14 protein-coding genes are annotated in these 18,734 nt (G+C 60.1%); 1 reads left to right on the top strand and 13 read right to left on the bottom strand.

The genetic code is table 11. From position 1 onward, the window contains the following. Window position 1: 1 nt before the first annotated feature. Window positions 2–3,025: an ExeM/NucH family extracellular endonuclease gene (locus tag CNX70_RS08635; protein ID WP_244199080.1), complete on the bottom strand. Its 3,024-nt coding sequence runs from the start codon at window positions 3,023–3,025 to the stop codon at window positions 2–4. A gap of 407 nt (window positions 3,026–3,432) precedes the next feature. On the opposite strand from CNX70_RS08635, the gene CNX70_RS08630 reads away from it, so the two are divergent. Continuing rightward, window positions 3,433–4,191: a PEP-CTERM sorting domain-containing protein gene (locus tag CNX70_RS08630; protein WP_096234370.1), complete on the top strand. Its 759-nt coding sequence runs from the start codon at window positions 3,433–3,435 to the stop codon at window positions 4,189–4,191. 10 nt (window positions 4,192–4,201) lie between these two features. Here CNX70_RS08630 and CNX70_RS08625 read toward each other — a convergent pair whose 3' ends face one another. From CNX70_RS08625 to CNX70_RS08570, 12 genes are all read right to left on the bottom strand, one after another. Further along, window positions 4,202–5,206 (bottom strand): TIGR03790 family protein, encoded by a 1,005-nt coding sequence (locus CNX70_RS08625; RefSeq protein WP_341865561.1) that lies wholly within the window; start codon window positions 5,204–5,206, stop codon window positions 4,202–4,204. A 191-nt stretch (window positions 5,207–5,397) separates the two neighbouring features. Next, the gene (locus CNX70_RS08620; protein ID WP_096234369.1) at window positions 5,398–6,816 is read right to left on the bottom strand and encodes a mannose-1-phosphate guanylyltransferase/mannose-6-phosphate isomerase; all 1,419 of its coding nucleotides are present in this window, start codon (window positions 6,814–6,816) and stop codon (window positions 5,398–5,400) included. 16 nt (window positions 6,817–6,832) lie between these two features. Beyond that, the gene (locus tag CNX70_RS08615; RefSeq protein WP_096234368.1) at window positions 6,833–7,978 is read right to left on the bottom strand and encodes a nucleotidyltransferase family protein; all 1,146 of its coding nucleotides are present in this window, start codon (window positions 7,976–7,978) and stop codon (window positions 6,833–6,835) included. 149 nt (window positions 7,979–8,127) lie between these two features. After that, complete coding sequence (locus CNX70_RS08610) at window positions 8,128–8,853, bottom strand: WecB/TagA/CpsF family glycosyltransferase (protein WP_096234367.1); 726 nt, start codon at window positions 8,851–8,853, stop codon at window positions 8,128–8,130. 18 nt (window positions 8,854–8,871) lie between these two features. After that, on the bottom strand, window positions 8,872–10,371 hold the full coding sequence (locus CNX70_RS08605; RefSeq protein ID WP_096234366.1) for a lipopolysaccharide biosynthesis protein: 1,500 nt from the start codon (window positions 10,369–10,371) through the stop codon (window positions 8,872–8,874). Between the two features lie 13 nt (window positions 10,372–10,384). Next, window positions 10,385–11,587 carry a glycosyltransferase gene (locus CNX70_RS08600; protein WP_071078893.1) on the bottom strand — a complete coding sequence of 401 codons (1,203 nt, stop codon included), beginning with the start codon at window positions 11,585–11,587 and terminating at the stop codon, window positions 10,385–10,387. 45 nt (window positions 11,588–11,632) lie between these two features. Further along, complete coding sequence (locus tag CNX70_RS08595; protein ID WP_096234365.1) at window positions 11,633–12,700, bottom strand: acyltransferase family protein; 1,068 nt, start codon at window positions 12,698–12,700, stop codon at window positions 11,633–11,635. Between the two features lie 191 nt (window positions 12,701–12,891). Next, complete coding sequence (locus CNX70_RS08590; protein WP_244199079.1) at window positions 12,892–14,019, bottom strand: glycosyltransferase family 4 protein; 1,128 nt, start codon at window positions 14,017–14,019, stop codon at window positions 12,892–12,894. Then, a complete protein-coding gene (locus CNX70_RS08585; RefSeq protein ID WP_096234364.1) occupies window positions 14,009–15,295 on the bottom strand; it encodes a polysaccharide polymerase in 1,287 nt (428 codons plus the stop codon). The genes CNX70_RS08590 and CNX70_RS08585 overlap by 11 nt, the downstream gene beginning before the upstream one ends. Before the next feature lie 57 nt (window positions 15,296–15,352). Next, on the bottom strand, window positions 15,353–16,066 hold the full coding sequence (epsI, locus tag CNX70_RS08580; RefSeq protein WP_208624507.1) for an exosortase-associated protein EpsI, B-type: 714 nt from the start codon (window positions 16,064–16,066) through the stop codon (window positions 15,353–15,355). Continuing rightward, window positions 16,059–16,952, bottom strand: a complete 894-nt coding sequence (gene xrtB, locus CNX70_RS08575; RefSeq protein WP_096234362.1) for an exosortase B — start codon at window positions 16,950–16,952, stop codon at window positions 16,059–16,061. Before xrtB ends, epsI begins: the two co-directional genes overlap by 8 nt. A gap of 460 nt (window positions 16,953–17,412) precedes the next feature. Next, window positions 17,413–18,513, bottom strand: a complete 1,101-nt coding sequence (locus tag CNX70_RS08570; RefSeq protein WP_096234361.1) for a glycoside hydrolase family 5 protein — start codon at window positions 18,511–18,513, stop codon at window positions 17,413–17,415. Between the last annotated feature and the right edge of the window lie 221 nt (window positions 18,514–18,734).

The following is an 18,734-nucleotide window of genomic DNA, read 5'->3' as shown; positions in this document are numbered from 1 at the left end:
CTTAGAAGTTGCCGGCGAAGATGCTGGCCGAGTAGTTGATCGTCACTTTCGACGGATTGCTGAAACTGACGACAAACGAAGCCGTCGCACCTGGCGCCAGGCTGGCCGCGTTGACGCTGACGTACGCGGCGCCGGCATGGCTGCCCGTGGCGTTGGCCAGGGTCACGCCAGCCGGCAAGGCGCCAAACACCACCTGGAACGGGCCGCTGAGCGTGCTCGTGCCCGTGTTGGTGAAGGCAAACGTCCCCGTGTATTTCTGCGTCACGCGGTTATACGCCAGGCCGGAGCTGGCTTGCGCCACGGCGGCCGTGATATCGCGGTAGGCGGGCTGCAAGTCCAGGCTGACGACGACGGGGTCGTGGTCCGAGGCGCGGTACGGCAAGGCGTTGTACAAGTCTTGCGGCTTGGCCGCATCGATGTTGTAGTCGATCACTTCCGGCTCGTCGGCATTGACATGCCACTCGGCAACACCGGCCACTTGCGGGCTCAGCGCGGCGCTGGCCAGCGCATGGTCGAGGTAGCCGCTCTGGCCGCCAAACACATACGAATACGGCATGCCGGACGGGCGCACGAAACGTTCGAGTTCATTGACGAAGCCGGCGCCCGTGATGACCTGGATCGGGTCTTCCGCGCCATACGAATTGAGGTCGCCGATGACCAGCACGTCAGCGTCGCCGGCAGCGGCTGCCACTTGCGGCACGAAACTGCCCACCAGCCGCTGCGCCTGCTGCACGCGCGTGGCGTTCCAGCAACTCTGGCTATCGTTGTTGTCCGCGTCCGGCCCGCCCGACGGGCAGCTGCCCTTCGATTTCAAGTGATTGACGATCAGCGAGAATTTCTCGCCATTGCCGGCGCGGAAGGTTTGCGCCATCGGCGGACGGTTGTTGATGGCATTGGCATCCGACAAGGCGCCGCCCACCAGGCCCAGCTTGGCCGGCTTGTAGATCATCGCCACGCGGATGGCATCCGTACCGGTCGCGGCCGGTTTCGGCACCACGGCATAGCTCACGCCGCCGATGGCCGCATTCAGTTGCTCGACCAGGTAGGTGACGGCCGTCTCGCCATTGTTCTGGATTTCCATCAAGCCCACCACGTCGGCATCGATGGCTTTCAGTTCGGCGACGATCTTGTCGCGCTGGCGCACGAATTCAGCCAGGTTGTCGGCACCGCGGCAATTGCTCTTGCTTGTCGACGCGCCCAGGGTACAGCCCTGTCCCGTCTGGCCAAACACGTTGCTGCCATTGGTGAAGGTCGTGAAGAAATTAAGCACATTGGCGCTGGCCACCTTGACGTTACCAGTAGGCAATTCCGGGCTGGCCGCACGCGGATTGTCGCGCGAAAACTGCGGTACTTGCGTCGGCTGCAGTTTGTACGCGGCGCCGCCACCGCCGATGGCACCAAAGTCGACCACGCCCGTCAGGTCGGCGACCGTATCGCCGCTACGCACGGTGCCATCCTGGCCGATGTACGGTATCGTCGGCGGTGCAACGAAGATGCCATTATCGAGCACGATCAGGTTGTTCGCATTGGCCGCGATCAAGGCTTGCGCTTCGTTTGATCCGGCTGGGTAGCGGTTGGTCGGCACTTCGCGCCGTCCGGCCGACAGGCTCAGCTCGCCGCGCGCGCCCAGGTAGGCGTTCTGCGACACGGTCAAAGGCTGCGTGAAGCGCACCAGCATGCCTTCCACGGCCGCTAGATTGGCGTCAGGCAACGTCACATTCGTCGGCACAACGGCGTGGCCCGCGCTTTGCGTGAGGATGGCCGTCACGTCTTTCAATTCCGTGTAGGAATTCTTTGCGCCCGTGGGCGTGTATTCAAACACCGTGCCCGTCACGCGCACCAGTTCGCCTGGCTGCACCGTGGTGCCGGTATTGCCCGTGTAGACAAAGATGCCGTCCGACGTCGACGGGTCGCCGTCGCCGGCCGCGTCCTGGATGAAGAAGCCGGTGCCCACTTTCAGTGTCACCACGCCTTCGGTTGTCTGCACGGAATTGGCGTACGGGCTGGCCGCGCCGCTGCCCTGGATTTGCGGAATCGTATGGCTGATGGCGGCCAGGCCCTGCACGGCGACATCAATCTTGCAGCTGGCGCTCTGCTGCTGGTCGTTGCTGAAACTGACGATGACGGGGTAATTACCCACCGGCACGCCAGCGGCCACCAGCAGGTTGACGCTGGCGCTTTCGCCAGCCACGCCGGCAGCGCTGAAACTGGCCAGGCTGATGCCGGCCACGGCGGGCGAACTCAAGATGGCGGCATTCACGACGCCATCGACGTCGGAAGCGCGCAGCACGGCGTTGCCGCCATTGCCCACGGCCAAGGCCAGGCTGGCGGGGCAGCTGGTGATAATCTGGTGCACCACGGGGCCGCCGCAAACATTCAGCGGAGAGGCCGTGTTGCGCGGCGTCACGCTGCCGCTGGCGAAGTCCAAGCCATTGTCGTCCGTATCGCTGCAGCCGCCGTTCGCGCGCGCAATCGACAGGGTATTCGATGGCGCGGGCGCCACATTGCCCTCGAAACCGGTGGCCGTGCCGAAGCCGACCAGGTCGATGACGGCTGCGCCCGTCGGGTTGGCCAGCGTTTGCGCCGTCTTGCTATTGCTCAACAACACCTTGCCCGCCGTGCCCGACATGGCCAAGCTGCCCGAGGCATCAGGCGTGGGCAAGTCCTGCGTGCCGCCCGCGCCCTTGGCTTGCTGCACCAGCAAATACTGGCCTGCTTGCAAATCGATAGCCGGCAAGGCCGTCACTGCCCAGTTGTTGCCAGCGGCGGAGGCATATTGCACGCTCCAGTTGCTCAAGTTCACGGGACTGGCGCCACGGTTGAACAATTCAATGAAATCGTTGCGGTACAGCGCCCCCGTATTGCCGCCACCGCCATACACCTGGCTGATGACGATATCGGAAGCGGCCAGTGCCGGCATGCCCAACGACGACAGCAAGCCGGCCATGAGGCTCAGGCGCCACGGCGCGGCGCGCAGGGACAGTCCGGGCAATGCAGGGCGAGCCGGCGTGTAACTATTCTTCATAAAAATTCCTGGTGGCAATTAAAGTTCCGGCCTGCCAATACAAGCAGGCGGCGCTGAATTTATGGCAACAACATTGGTCAATTAAATAGTCTTTTTACCATTAAGCCATAGTAATATTCAAGCGTGACAGCTTGATGACAAAAGTTGATGGGAATGCATGCACTTTGCACGTACAGGAATGGCAAGCTGGTCTATCACACACTATTTTGTTGCATAAAAGTATGCATAAATGTATGAAATGATAATAAAAATAAGCTATGAGAAATTGCGTAGAGTACAAGTATGCTACCATTTGTTTGCGCTAGATAAACATCCGGCGGCAAACAGCAGCCGCGGCAACGGGCAAACAGCAGAGATAGGAAAGATTGATCATGAGAAAAAATAGTTACCCTTCATACTCAACACTGTTGCTTGCAGGATCGCTGCTGCTGCCCCTGCTGCCGGCCCAGGCGAATACCTACGCTGGTTACTATGTCAATCCGCAAGCCGTGCCGCCTGGCAAAAAACCGAATTGCTCGCAGTCGATGCAAGATGGAAACACGAAAGCGCAGGGCCAGGGCGCATCCAACGTCAGCATGGAAGGCGTGGCCAGCCCGTGCAGCCTGTCCAATGGCGATATCAATTATGATGAATTCAAGAATGATGGCGTCGGTCCCGGCGAGGTCAGCAGCGTCGGTGACGATGCCGCCTACCACCGCAGCCTGCCCAGCGACGATGCCAAGACCGGCGTAAAACGCTTGCCATCGGATGCACTGGAGTTCACCAGCGTGAGCAGCCGTCCGCTCGCTTCCATACCTGGCGCCTTGACCAGCACGGGTACGGACAGTTTCAATACGGCATCAACGTTGCAGCCATTCGCGCCGGCTGGCTGGGTCGGCTGGCCTGCGGCGAGTGCTGGTGGCACCGAACGCCTGGCAGCTGCCAGCTTCGTCAGCCCCGGCGCCACTGGCGGCGCTTCCGGCGACCCTGGCGTGTTTGGTACCAATCCGCCCGTTGCGGGCGCGGAGACGCCAGAGACGCCCGTCGTCACGCCGCCCATCGTCACGCCACCGGTGGTGACGCCGGTCGATCCGAATATCCCGGCCGTCCCGGAAGCATCCACCTGGGCCATGCTGCTGGCCGGACTGGCCCTCGTCAGCCTGGCGCTGCGCCGCCGCAGCAGCTAAGCACTACCGGTCAGCGTCGGTATGGTGTACTCAACGGCTCGCCGATGAAGATGCCCTGCGCCGGCCAGGCCACGCTCTTCCAGTAAGCCTCGATCGCCGTATCGCCGGACAGATAGTGCTGCAGCAGCACCGTCGGTTGCGGAAACTTCTGCCAATAATTGCATGGTTCGCTAACGCTGCCATAACTGGCCGTGGCGCCAGCCTCGAGCCAGCGCAAGCTGCTCATCTGTCCTGTTCCCAGCAAGTCGCCGCCATACGACGTCAAATGATCGGCCAGCGCGCCCGGTGCAAACTTGAGCGTGTCGAGCTTGGCCACGCGCGCCATGCCCGTCTGGTAGACCATGATGTCCGTTGCGCCGTCGAGCTCGTCGGCGCGCAGGCGTTTGATGTTCAGTTTTTTTGTCGGCAAACGTCCTGCCGGCGGGAAAAACGGCGCACGGCTGTTGCGCGCCGTTTCACCGGTCGTCAAATAATACGCATTCGCTTCCTGCAGGCGAAAACCGGCGCTGACGCCACGCTCGATCAGCTGGCGCGCCTGCGCCACCGATTCGGTGGGCAACAGCATGCTCAGGCGCATCTTGTATTGCGCATACGGCAGGCCGTGCGCGGCATTGAAATAGGCGCTGGGCTGGCCCGCGCTGCAGCTGCGTGCACACAGTCCCGCATCGACGCCCAAGGTGTAGGCGGCAGTGATGGAATTGCATTCGACGGCGTACGGCGCCGTCCAGACCATCAGCACGGCCTGGATTTCAGGGCTGAGCTGGCTGTCGATCTGCTTTTTCAGCGTGGCGAACTCGACGGCGCTGAGCTTATGCGGACGATTGGCGATGCGCACGTGAACGATATTGGCTGCCGGTATATTGCGCGCCTGACGATAATAGTCGGCGATGGCCACGCTATTGGGCTCATCGTCGTTGACCACCAGCGCCAGCTGCCCGGCCGATAGCGCCGGCGACATGGCGGGGGCGACGAACTGGGCGCGGGCGTCAGCCTGCACCAGGACGCTGGCGAGCAAGGGTAAGAGCAGGTATTTCAAAGCGGAGAGACTGGCCTGTACTGGTCAAGGGGGCAAGAAACGTTTGCGACATGTTGCTAATCTACCTTGAAAGACGTTGCTTTACCAAGCGATATTGCCGAAAAATGCTGCCCGATGAAAACCTCGGAACGCCAGAACCGTCGCCCTGGCGCCCCATGCGGGCTTAAGTACTAGACGCGTTTGTAGACATCTTCGTAGCGCACGATATCGTCTTCGCCCAGGTAGCTGCCGGACTGCACTTCGATCAGGTGCAGTGGCAGGCGGCCGGGATTTTCCAGGCGATGCGTCATGCCGATAGGAATGTAGGTCGACTGGTTTTCACTCAGCAACTTGACTTCATCGCCGCACGTCACCTGCGCCGTGCCGCTGACGACGATCCAGTGTTCGGCGCGGTGATGATGCATCTGCAGGGACAGCTTGCCGCCAGGATTGACCGTAATGCGCTTGACCTGGAAACGGTCGCCCAGGTCGATGCCTTCGTAGCAACCCCATGGACGATACACCTTGGTGTGCTGCAAATGCTCGGTACGGCCGGTGCTTTGTAAGTGGGAAACCACTTGCTTGACGCGCTGCACCTGGTCCTTGTGCACTACCAGCACGGCGTCCGCGGTTTCCACCACAACCACGTCCTGCACGCCGATCAGCGCCACGATGCGGCTTTCGGCGCGCACCAGCGAATTGCTCACGTCGTCCAGATACACATCGCCGCGCACGGCATTGCCGGCTGCATCGCGCGGCAAGACCTCGCGCAGCGCGGACCAGGAGCCCACGTCGCTCCAGCCGATATCGGCCGGTACGACCACGGCGCGGCTCGTGTGTTCCATCACGGCATAATCGATGGAGTCGGCGGGACAGGCGGCGAACTCCTTCTCGCTCAGACGGCAGAAATCGAGGTCGCGGTAAGCCAGGCGCACTGCCGCTTCGGTGGCGCCGGCCATGGCGGGCTGGAATTGCTTCAATTCCTGCAAATAGCTGGCGGCGCTGAAGAGAAACATGCCGCTGTTCCAGAAGTAGTCGCCGCTGGCAACAAAACCGGCCGCGCTCTGCGCATCGGGTTTTTCCACGAAACGGTCAATCTGGTAGCACGCTTCGCTGCCCGCGATGGCTGCGCCGCGACGGATGTAGCCATACCCCGTTTCCGGCGCCGTCGGCACGATGCCGAAGGTGGCCAGCGCGCCTTGCGAGGCGGCCTGGAGCGCATTTTCGATGGCTGCATGAAAGGCCGCCCGGTCTTCAATGACGTGATCGGCAGGCAACACCAGCATGATGGCTTGCGGGTCGAGCGCTTGCAAATACCAGGCGGCAGCGGCGACGGCCGGCGCCGTGTTGCGGCCCACCGATTCGAGCATGATGGCCAACGGTTCGATGGCGATATCGCGCATCTGCTCGGCCACCAGGAAACGGTGCTCGTCGCCACAGATCAGCAACGGTGCCATCATCTCCGGCCAGCCAGCCAGGCGCAGCGCCGTTTCCTGCAGCATGGTTTTATCTGATACCAGCGGCAACAACTGCTTGGGCAGCGCTGCGCGCGACAGGGGCCAGAGGCGGCTGCCGGCGCCGCCGGACAGGATGACGGGATAAATCTTCATGGTGGACGTCCTCAATTTATTTCAATAATGCAAGTTCAACGGGGCTGCGGCGCTTGCTGCGCCGGTCGCGCGCGTTCGACCATTGATCGGTCAGGCATTCGGACACGTGTTTCATCTCTCCGTTGCGGTCGACACTGTATTCTTTGAAGACGATAACTTCTTCCAGAGCAATGTTCTGCAGCACGCGCGTATATTCAAAAAGCACGCTGCGCACCACGCGCGCACCGGAACAGATATGGCTGCCATGACCGATCCAGGTGGGGCCGATGATGGTGGCACCCGCTTCGATCTTGCAGCCCGAGCCGATATACACGGGCCCTTCGATGTGCGTGCCTTCCCACTCTATGCTCGTATTCAAGCCCACCCAGATGCCCTCTTCCAACTGTACGCCAGGCACGTCCATGTGGGCCACTTCCCCCATCATGACGCTTTGCGATACTTCCCAGTAATCCTTGATGTTGCCGATATCGATCCAGTTGAACGTGCGCGACTGGGCGTAGAAAGGCAAGCCTTTTTCTGCCAGCAAGGGAAACAAGTCCGAGCCGATGTCGAAGACCGTGTCCTTGGGTATCAAGTCCAGCACGGCAGGCTCGAAAATATAGATGCCGGTGCTGACATGGTTCGACAGGGCCGTTTCCTGGCTGGGCTTTTCCTGGAACGCCTTGATGCGGCCATCCTTGTCGCTGACCACCACGCCATAGCTCGACACCTTGTCCCACGGTACTTCGCGCGTGATCACGCTGGCCAGCGCCCCCTTGCGGCGATGCTCGAACAGGGCCGACTGGATGTCGAGGTTGATCACCGCATCACCGCACAGGACGATGGTGGTATCGTCAAAAAAGCCACCGAATTCCTGGATCTTCTTCATGCCGCCGGCCGAGCCTATCGGCTGCGGCACCACCACGCCGGCATCGGTCATATAGCCTTCGAACGAGTAGCCGATCTGCACGCCATACTGGTGACCGTCGCCGAAATACTCTTCGATCTTTTCATGCAGGTAACTGACATTGACCATGATGTCGCGCACGCCATACTTGGCCAGGTGCTCGATCAGATAGGCCATCACGGGCTTGCCCAGGATGGGGATCATGGGCTTGGGTAAGTCATAGGTCAGCGGGCGCACGCGCGTCCCTTTTCCTGCGGCCAAAATCATTGCTTTCATTTCACGCTCCAATGTCGATGGGGACGCCGAACTCTGCTTGCGCCTACCCGAAGCGATAGAATATCACCAATTTGGCAACACTCTTACCTTTTTCATACTATTTTTTGCGCATTGCAACATGACAGACTGTCATCTTGCTGGCGACCGCGTCAGCGGTACCTGGCGCATTCGCGCAAGAATACCAGGATGTCCCAGGTATAGCGTCGCAGCAGCCGGCGCGGCTCTTGCAACAAACGGTAAAACCACTCCATGTGGATGCGCTGCACAAAAGCAGGCGCGCGCCGCTTGCCGCCGGACCAGAAGTCGAACAGCGCGCCCACGCCGACCAGTACGTTGGCGTCCAGGGCATCCTGATGGGCGAGTATCCAGCGCTCCTGGATAGGGTTGCCCATCGCCACGAGCACGACTTGGGCGCGCGTCGCATTGATTTGCTGCAGCAGATCGGGCGCACTGCCGATGCCGGCATGGCCATCGCAACTGCCGACGACGTCCTGCCCCAGCACCGTGCGCACATGCGTCACTGCCTTGGCCAGGATGTCGGGTTGCGCGCCCAGCATGAACACGCGCAGCGGCTGCGCGCTTTGCTCGAACAAGTACGGCGTGAAATCGGTGCCATTCAGATTCGCGGCGAAACGGCGCCCCTGCATCAGCCTGGCGGCGATATCCATGCCGACGCCATCGTTGACGATGAGGTAGCGGCGCGAGGGATCAGCTTCCAGTACGAAGCGGTTCTTCACGATAAAGTTGGTATTGGCAAAAAACAGCGCCGTCTTTTCCCCACGCGCGATGACGCCCAGCAAGTGCTGCGCCAGCCACTCGCGCGTCGTACTCAGCACGGGAAAGCGGCTGATGTTGATGATTTCTGGTGCTTCCATGGTACTTGTGCGCCTCCTTCAATCCGCGGCCGCGCCGCGGTGCTTCAAATTGCGTAATTGCCTGAGCAGTGAGAATGGATCAAAGCCCCCTGCCGTGCCGCGCAGCGCGCGCCCCAGCAGCAACATCGGCAGCAGATAGGCGATGGCTCCGGCAAACAGGGCCAGCACCAGCAGCACGATCGCACCGCCCTGCCACCAGCGCGCCATCGCGTACAAGGTCAGCAACAGTGCCGCAGCGCCCGCCAGGACAGGCTGCAGCGCCACCAGGAAGGACGTCCAGGGCAAATCCATGGACTTGCATGCCAGGTGCTGCGACCACGGCAACATCAGCAGGTAGGCGGTGGCAAACGACAAGCTCATCGCCAGCAAGCCATACTGGCTGAAGCAGGCGGCCAGGATCACGGCCAGGCTCAGCTGCAAGATACCGAGCAGCGGCGGCCAGCGGCTGTGTCCCAGGGCAAACAGCACATAGTTGTTCAGTTCCGCTACCGAAGAGAGGCAATACAGCAGTGCCAGCGCGGCGATGGTGCTACTGGCAGGCAACCATTTCTGGCCAAATACCGTTGCCACCAGCGGCTCGGCCAGGGCGGCCTGGAACAGCAGCATGGGCAGCATCAGGAACAGCATCATCGCCAGCAGTTGCAGGTAAGCCTGGCGCAGCTGCTCGGGCTTGCCGCTGGCGGCGGCGAACACGGGCAGCGACACGCGCAGCAGCGACGCCGTGATGACCAGGTACACGGCCGAAGTCAGGCGCTTGGCCAGGTTGTACAGTCCGGTCGCATACGGCCCCAAAAAGATACTCACCAGCAAGGAATCGCCATTGCTGTTGGCAAAGGACAAGATGCCGGAGACGCTGACCTGGCGCACATCATGCCAGTAGCGGCTGGGCCGTGCGCGCCACGCCAGGCTGGGCAGCCAGCCGCTTTGCAGCACCACCAGCAGCAGTGCCAGCCCGGCTGCCATCACTTGCTGCACCACCAGCGACATGGCACCCCAGCCACGGTAGGCGAGTGCAATGCCGAGCACGCCACCCAGCATGACGGACACGGTGGAACGGATGGCCAGCTGCTTGAATTGCATCTGCCGCACCAGCCGCGCTTCGTAGGAACGCACCATGCCGAAGAACAGGATGGAGAGGCTCATGCCTTGCAGCACGGGCGCCAGCGATGGCGCGCTGAACAGCGCCGAGACGGGGCCGGCGCTCAGGAACATGCAGGCGCACAGCAACAGGCCGGCTGCCGTGCAGCGCCAGAACAGAGCCGAATAGGCGCCGTCATCGGGTTCTTTCGCGCGTATCACGGGCATGGCCAGTGCGTCGAGCACGACCAGGCGCGAGAACAGGATGAACAAATGGGCAATCGTCAACAAGCCGAATTCGGCAGGGTTGAGCAGCCGCGCCAGGATGGCGAAGATGATGAAGGACAAGCCCTGCTGAGCCAGATTGTCGAGCACGGCCCAGAAGGAGCCGGACGCCATGCCAGGCGCCTTGACGTTGCTTTCGGCTTTGCTCTCGTTCATGCTGCTGCCCCGCTCACGGGCGTGCCTTGTAGCTGGCCACGGTCGCGCTGACGAAATCGCTGATGCGCGCGGCGATAGTGCCGATATCGAAGCGGTGCGAATGCTGCAGCGCATTTTGCGCCAGGCGCATGCGCGCAGGCTCGTCCGGTTCCAGCACATCGCGTAGCAAGGTGATCAGTTCGTCGTGCTGGCCCGAGGCAAAGGTGTAGCCATTCTCGTTTTCGCGGATGCTCTCGGCGATGCCGCCGGAACGCGCGCAAATAACGGGCACGCCGTAGGCCAGCGCTTCGACGACGATGCGGCCAAACGGCTCCTTCCACTTCGACGGCACCACCAGCACGTCGAACAGCGGATAGACGTCATCGGGCTTGACCCAGCCCATGAACTCGACGTCGGCATCGCCGAATTTTTCACGCAGGCTGGCCACATACGCTTCGTCCTCTCCCGTGCCGCCGATCAGGAAGCGCACATTGCTGTTCGGTCCCATCAGGCGCGCCGCATCGGCCAGCACGTCGACACCCTTGTGCGGCGCCAGCACGCCCATGTAGCCAACGACCAGCTTGCCGTCGCGCGCCTTGGGCACCCGCCCCGCGATGGGGAACACGGGACCGGGAATGACGGCCGAAGTGGCGTGCTTGAAGTAGCCCAGTTCCAGATGTTGATCGACAACAAAACGCGTTTCGCCAAAGACCCCGTCCACCAGGTGCGACATCGGCTTCTTTCCCACGGACAACACCTTGCAACTGCCGCACTGGCCCGTGCAATTGGCGCCGTTCTTGAACAGGCCGCCACGCCAGCAAGCCAGAAAGTAACTCTGGATGACGTGTACCACGGGCACCTTGTGCATGCGCGCCAGCAACCAGGTCGCCACATTGATGTTTTCAATGCTGACCGTCATGACGACGTCGGGCCGGAAAGCCTTGACGTGCGGGCGCAAGCGCCAGTAGGCGCGCGGATTGAAATTTTCCAGCACATGCCACAACATTTTCAAGGCTGCCGGGCGTTTGGTAAAAAAGTAGTCCCAGTACACATTCGGCGAGCGCATGATATGCACTTCCACGCCCTTGTACTGTTCCACGCCGGCGGCGTCGCCGACAGTGACGACGCGCACCTCGTGTCCCTGGGCCAGCAAGCCGCTGGCGATCATGAACGAGCCTTCCGGCCCGCCCCCTTTGCCGCGGGGAGGAAAGGCGGCACACACAAGCAAAATTTTCAAGTCGGCGCTCGATCAGTAAAAAGAGATAAAAAAGTGGACATGGCCTCAGCCGATGGCGGCCTTGTTCTTGACGCCCAGGCGCGTGAACATGCCCTCGATGCGTCCGGCGTACCTCTTGCCGAGGTTTTTCACGGCCAGCGCGCAATAGCGTTCCACCGTATAGAAGTACAGGGTTGCCAGCGCAATGATCAACACGAAAGTCAGCGCGACGACGACGGGATGGGCAATCTCGTCAGGATACAGTTTCTTGACCCAGTACAGCACCGGCATGTGCAGCAGGTACAGTGAAAAACTCAGGCTCCCCATCAGCCGCAGCAAGGGATTGCCGAACAGCAGACGCGCGCTGAGGGAATCGAAGGAAAAGACGAAAATAAAGAAGGCCACCAGCACCGCCATCACCAGCGTGCTGAGGTTTTCATGGGTCATGCGCTCGCTGAGCTGAATCACGCCGCATTCGACGCCCAGGAAAATCAGCAACAAGCTCACATGGATGATATTGATCAACTGCGGCTGGTGAAATTCAATGTGCATCTTCCGGCGCACCACGCCGGCCAGCACGCCAAAGGCAAAGTAGTGCAAATTGGCGCCCACAAACGTGCCCGGCAGGCTGCGGCGCAGCATGATCAGCAGCACGCAGGCGAAAACGATAAAAATCAGTGGCATGGCATTCTTGGTCGACACATAGTGCGCCGTCGCGCTCCACAGCAGCAGGAACAGGATGTAGAACTGCACTTGCGGGCCTATCGTCCAGAAGACAGACTCGTTACCGATGAACAACAGATGACGCAGCAAATTGTGTGCGCCGATCTGATACTCGAACTGCGGGTCGAAGAAAGTGAAGATGACGAAGGACGCGAGGATCGTGAACAGGTAGGCGGGCGCGATGCGCGTAAAACGCGCCAGGCTGTAGGCAGTCACGTCCTCGGCACAGAATTTCTTGTCGATATACAGGTAGGACAAGAGAAAGCCGCTGAGCGAGAAAAAAATCATCACACCCAGGTTATGGAAATGGTGCGACAGGCGCAAAAATCCTTCGCTACCCATATGGGCATAAATCACCATCAGGGCGGCAAAACCGGCCAGGCCGGAGATGGAATCGATTTTCTTGTTCACTGAGATAGCTCACCGGTTATGAGGGAAAAACATAGCCGTCTCGGCTGCTCCTGCGATCGGTGCGTCAATACACCGCCGCGCAGCACTATTATAATTAAATTAATCTTTATTGTGCGCACATTATGACATGCGGCCTGAAACAATTACCGTTTACACCACAGTTCCGGTCAGGAAAAATCTTTGACGCCAGCTTATTTTCGCTTGCGCAGAAGCTCTTCATAGATTTCCACGTAGCGCCCGCCGATATGATTCCAGCTGTACTGCTCGGAAAAATGCTGCAATTGCAGGCGCCGCGCCGCGTACGCATCCTGGTCTTGCGCATGCGCGGCGGCAATTGCCGCCACCGTCTGCGCCACGTCGCCAGTGTGCAAGATACCGAGCTGCGCCTTTTCCAGCAGCTTGCGAAATGGCGGGATATCGCTGAGCACGGGCGTCAAGCCAGCACTCATCGCTTCGATGGCGGCAATGCCAAAGCCTTCATGACGCGACAGGCAAATATAGTAGCTCGACTGCGACATCAGCTCGGCCAGTTGCGCATCGCTGGGATTGGCGACGATGCTGACGCGTTCGGCAATTCCCTTCTCGCGCGCCAGCGCTTCCAGGTCGGCGCGGCTGAGGTCATACTCGCGCCCGGCAATCACCAGACGCCATTCAGGATGGCGCGCGGCCAGTCCGGCAAACAGGTCCAGCGTTTCCTTCAACCCCTTGTTCGACGACCAGCGCCCGAAATACATGATGCACGGCAACTTCGTGGTGGAGCCCTTGGCGTGGTACTTTTCCACGTTGACGCCGTTTTCAATCACCGTCAGGCGCGGCGCCTTGATGATCTTGCCGAACAGATTGCCATCGTTGTCGCTGGTGCCGACCACGCGCGCATAGGCGTGCGAGGTGGCGCGCGTGACGGTATGGAAGAAGATCGTCTTCAGGCGCGAGGCAAAGCTGGTATGGAAGAAACCGCCATGGGTGGAGGCAACCAGCGGACGTCGGTGCAGCCACTTGGTGGCGGCCAGGTAATCATAGGCAAAATCGACGCCATGCACGTGCACCACGTCATAGTCGCCCAGCAATCGCACCACGCCGGGCGAGAACGGATAGCGCGTGGAACCCGAGTAGGGAATGCGGATCACGCGCACGCCATTGACCACCTCTTCCGCCGGCAGGATGTCGGCCGGGTTCACGAATACGCGGTTCAGCGTGATGATGGTGGGAATGTGGCCGTGGCAACGGGCTTGGTAATGGGCAATATTTTGTACGACATCTTCCATGCCACCGATCGATGGATAGTACTGGCGAACAACATGTGCAACTTTAATCGGCATAATGGGCTTTCCCGGCAACAAATTGGCCGGAGCGCAGCGGAGAGGCAAGCCATTTCTTGTCGCGCACGGCGCAACAGCCGAGCAAGAACCAGAGGACGCCGGCCGACTTCAGCGCGAACAGGGAGGTACCGCTGATGCACAGGATCAGCGACATATAGATAACGATGTAGGTACGAAAGCGCTCGCCGTGTTCGTCGCGCATCTTGATCATCCACAGGCCGATCCACAGCACCACGCAGCCAAACAGGCCAAAGCGCGTCAGGATGATGGAATAACCCATATCGCCGAAGTTGATGTTGTAGCCGGCCAGTCCGAAAATTTCAGCCGGGCCGAAACGCACCATGGTAATGCCGCTCGAATACAAGCGGCCAGGAATGTTGTCACTGTAGCGCCCATCGTAGTACAGGCCGAACAGGATCAAGATGACGGCGCACACGAAAGGCAGGATCATCACCAGGCGATTGCCGCGTCCCGAAAAAAGCAGGCGCATCAGCACCATCAAGCCCACAGTCACCAGGCCATAGCGCGAATCGGCCAGGGTGATCATGATGGCGGCGGCGCCGAGGAAAAAGGCCATCGAACGCCATTGCTCGCGGCCCTTGGACAAGCCCCATGCCGCCACGATCACGGCAAAGTTGCCGAGCGAGACAGGTTCGAGAAATACGGACGAAACGCGATGGCTGCCCAGCAGGAAAGGCAGGATGGTGCGGCCGATGCCGGCCGGGCGAATGCCGTTCAGCGCCAGGGTGCTGCCTTCAGCCCAGTTGGTACTGGTCGAGATATTGCCTTGCGCCAGGTAATACGAATACACATTGAACAGCTTGGAATACACGTCGACCAGCAGCAACTCGAAAAAGCCCACCGCTAGCACGATATAGATAATGATCTTCAACAGACGGTCGGCGAATTTCTCGTCACCGAAATTGCGCCCAAGAAAATAGAAGAGCACCAGGATGATCACGTCGCGGAAACCCTTGGGATCGAGCGAACTGCGCAGCAAGGCCAGCAGCAGCAAATACGAGGCGATCAGGGTCAGGATGGCCACGAAAGACAGTTCGATGCGGCGCAACAGCAGCACGGCACAAGTGACGTAGATGCACAGCTCGGAAAACGCCACCAGCGCCGTCGATGCCTTGAAGAAATGCGTGTGCACAAAGCACAGCACCGCCTGGTAAACCGTGGCGGCGATCAGGATGGCCAGCAACAAATGGCGCTTGTTGCTCTCCTCGCCAGCGTCGGGCAGGCTGGCGTGGGGGGTGCGGGCGTAGAGAGTCATGCTTGTTTCATCATCGGTTAATAAGACAGATTGGTCAGGCTGCACGCCGTGTTATTGCTAGTCATCGAACTTGCCGGCCAGTTTTTCCGTCGGCGTCTTGCCGATATGGGCAAACAGGGCATTGACGAACTGATCCTGCAACGCATATGCCGCCGTCTTGTCGGCCTGGATGCTCGAGACGCGGAACAGCAAGCCATCGGGCACCTTGCCGCCCAGGCCATAGAACAGCTGGAGCAGCTTGCGCCCCACGCCAGGCAAGGTGGCGCGGTCGCCAACGGTCACCCAGTAGGTAATCGGCTCATTGCGGCTGCCACTGACTGCCACCAGGCGGCGCACGGGAATGTTGCGCTCGGCCACCTTCAGCACGCCCACGTCATTGCTGGTGATGGCAAAGCCTTGCGCCGTATAGCAAATTTCGGGGCGGTGTGCCTGCGTCGCTTCGCCGCGCTGGTCATCGCCATAGGCGACCGACAGCAAGATGCGTTCGCCAGCGGCGTTCACATAGGTGCGCGCCAGCGTTTGCGTGTAAATCTTCGCCAGCGCAGCCTCGGCTTCCGGGTTGACCACGGCGGCTGCCGCATCGCGCTCTTCATGCCACTCGCCAAACTCGGCCGGCACCAGCGCCGTCAGGTCCAGCATGGGCTTGCCTTCGGACATCTTGACCGTGGGCGTCACTATCTTCGTCAGCACCGAGGTCGACACCATCAGCACGCCCAGCAGCAGGCCCGCGAACAGCGTCTTGCGCTGCATACCTTGCAGTGTATCAAGCATGTTTTTTCTCCCGCCGCTGCACATACGCCTGCAACAGCCAATCAACGCCCAGGATCAGCAACAGGGCGGAAATGAACAGCACCATGCCGGCAAAACCATGCAGGAAGCCCTGCCCTGCCGCGTCACCGAAATAATACGTAATCAGGGTCAAGGTCATCACGCGGATCACATTGGCGGTAAAGGAAATCGGCACGATCAGTACGGCCAGCACGCCGTTGCGCAGGGCAGACGTATGGCGCACCAGATTGAGGTAGAACAAACCCAGGGCTTCGAGCGTAAACAGCGTGTGCAAACCGGCGCAGGCATCTGCTACCATCAACTGATATTGGCCCATCTGCAAAATCACGCCGCTGCGGGCGATCGGATAACCAAGGAAAAACAGCACATGTTCAGTGACATACGACACAGCCGTCTTCATCGGCATCGTCAACATCGCCACCAGGATGCCGGGCAAGGGAATCATGAACAGCATGAAGAACAGGGGAAACCACATGATGCGCAAGGCCAGGGTACCGCGCTTGATCAGCAGCACTGCGGCCAGCAGGACGATGTAGGAGCCGATTTCAAAGATGGAAAACTGTTGCGAGCGGCCCAGCACATACATGACCAGGCCCACCACGGCGACGACCCAGCCTGCCTTGGACGAAGGCTGGCCCTCGGTTCTTGCCATCATTTCCGGCCACTTGCGGTACAGCAGCCAGGTCGACAGCACGAGGATGATCGGGCCATGCGCCTGCTCCTCGCTCATCCACAAGCCAGTGATCAGGTCATAAAAGGACGGGACGTACAGGGCCAGCAAACCGACCACGACCGGTCCCCATTCGGGAATGGCGGCCTTCCACCACGGTATCACGGCGCCGCGCGAGCTTAAGGAAGAGGTTTGCATCACTACCCCATGAATGACTGTCGTATCAAAAGCGCCGGCCTTACCGAATGGCATAGCACAGCATCGTTGGCATCGGTTAAACCTCGGCCTATCGTATTTGCAACATAGCTCCCCCAGAAACCTTTAAAGGATAAGAAACTATTTTAACAAAACATTAAGATTATAACGGAGCCGCGACGCTGGTCAAGCTGAAATACTGCATTTGGGCAGGCTATTTTTTCGTCCACGCGCAAATATTGGCAAAAGAGACAAATCCCTGTGCAATCAATCACTTGCCATACGGAAAAATGATTCTCTTGGTCAACTTTAACCTGCCGCAGCTGCCACGACGGAAACGGACTGACACGAACGGCAACACGCGTACTTCAGCGGCAAGTTCCGCACAAAACGGGGTGCATGACCGCGCCAACTGGCGCGGTCATGCGGGCGCAACAAGCGACGTGGCACGCTACGCCACAGTCTATTTTTGCCACTCGACCTGGAGCAGGGATAGGGAGTTGCGCGTCACACCCACGACCGGCTGCACACTGAAGATATAATTCTTGCCCCACCACGCGCCCGCTGACCAGTACGTCCAACCGGCCCATGGCGCGTTACGCATCGACGTCAGCGCCGCCTGCAAGGTGGGCCGGCACTCTGGCGTGTCGGCAACGCCAAATTCGCCCATGAACAGACTTTGCTTGTTGGCCACGGCCCAGACCCTGACCTTTTCGAGGATATCCGTCAGCTTGGCCGGAGAGATGCAATCGGCCTTGGTTCCCGAGTAATTCGAGTCGACATACTGGTGTACCTCGATCAGGGTGCGCGCCAGCGGGTCTTTCACGCTAGCAAAAGTCGTGGCGTTGGACACGCCATCGCGCGGCGTGGCCCAGTCGTGCGCGCCACTATAGGTACCGCCGGCAATGACGACCAAGTGTTTCGCGTCATTTTCACGCAATTTTGCCAGCGTGGCCTTGGACGTTTCGCCCCATTGCCTCAGGCTCGTCAGCACCGGCTCGTTCATGAGTCCAAGCGCGACCGTATCAACATCAGGAAAGGCTACACTCATGCGTACCCAGAAATCGGCGAAGTCCTCGGTCGTCGCGCCGGGCCTGCCCAATGGAATATTGTTGTAGGCACCATAGTTATGCGCATCCAGCAGCACGCACATGCCGCGCGATTTCGCCGTCTCCACCACCTTGGCAATAAACCTGAGCTGCGTCGGGTCGAGCGGACCGCCCGCGACAGGCTGCAAGCGTTCCCAGCGGAACGGCAGGCGCAGCATGTTCGCACCCAGATTGGCGAAGTAGCTGATATCGCTCGCGCTCGGATACATGAAATCCTTGAATACGGTGCCGGGAATCTTACCACCATTGAATTCTGCCCCGGCCAAATTGACACCGCGCAAGGGCGCCTTGTCCAGGCAAGCGGCGCCGGCAGGCACGGCAACGGCCATCGCCGCGGCCAGCAACACGCCCAGCGCACCCCGGCGCAAGCGTTCTGCGCCCGCCATGGCACTGCCGGCATCTGGCTCCCTGTGATCGCTGCTCAATTGTCGGACTGTTTCGAACAGAAATTTCATGTTGCCATCCCTCCATTGTGGAAATACATCGTTTGTCCACTATACATTTCGCATCCTTGCTGGCGCAATAAAAACCAGGCCTGGCTTGATGTTGAACATGGCCAGGCCTTGTCAATACGTGCATCGTGTCGCCACAGGCAGGCATTCCCCTATCGGAGCGCACGCTGCCATCTTTGCCGAACGATGGCCCGCGCAAGCAGCGATAGTTTAATCATAAGCGG

Origin of the sequence: Janthinobacterium svalbardense (assembly GCF_002327145.1) — a bacterium.
In the GTDB taxonomy this organism is placed as follows: domain Bacteria; phylum Pseudomonadota; class Gammaproteobacteria; order Burkholderiales; family Burkholderiaceae_D; genus Janthinobacterium; species Janthinobacterium tructae.
The sequence above is the reverse complement of the archived record's forward strand: the minus strand, read 5'-3'. Positions and strand labels throughout refer to the sequence as shown.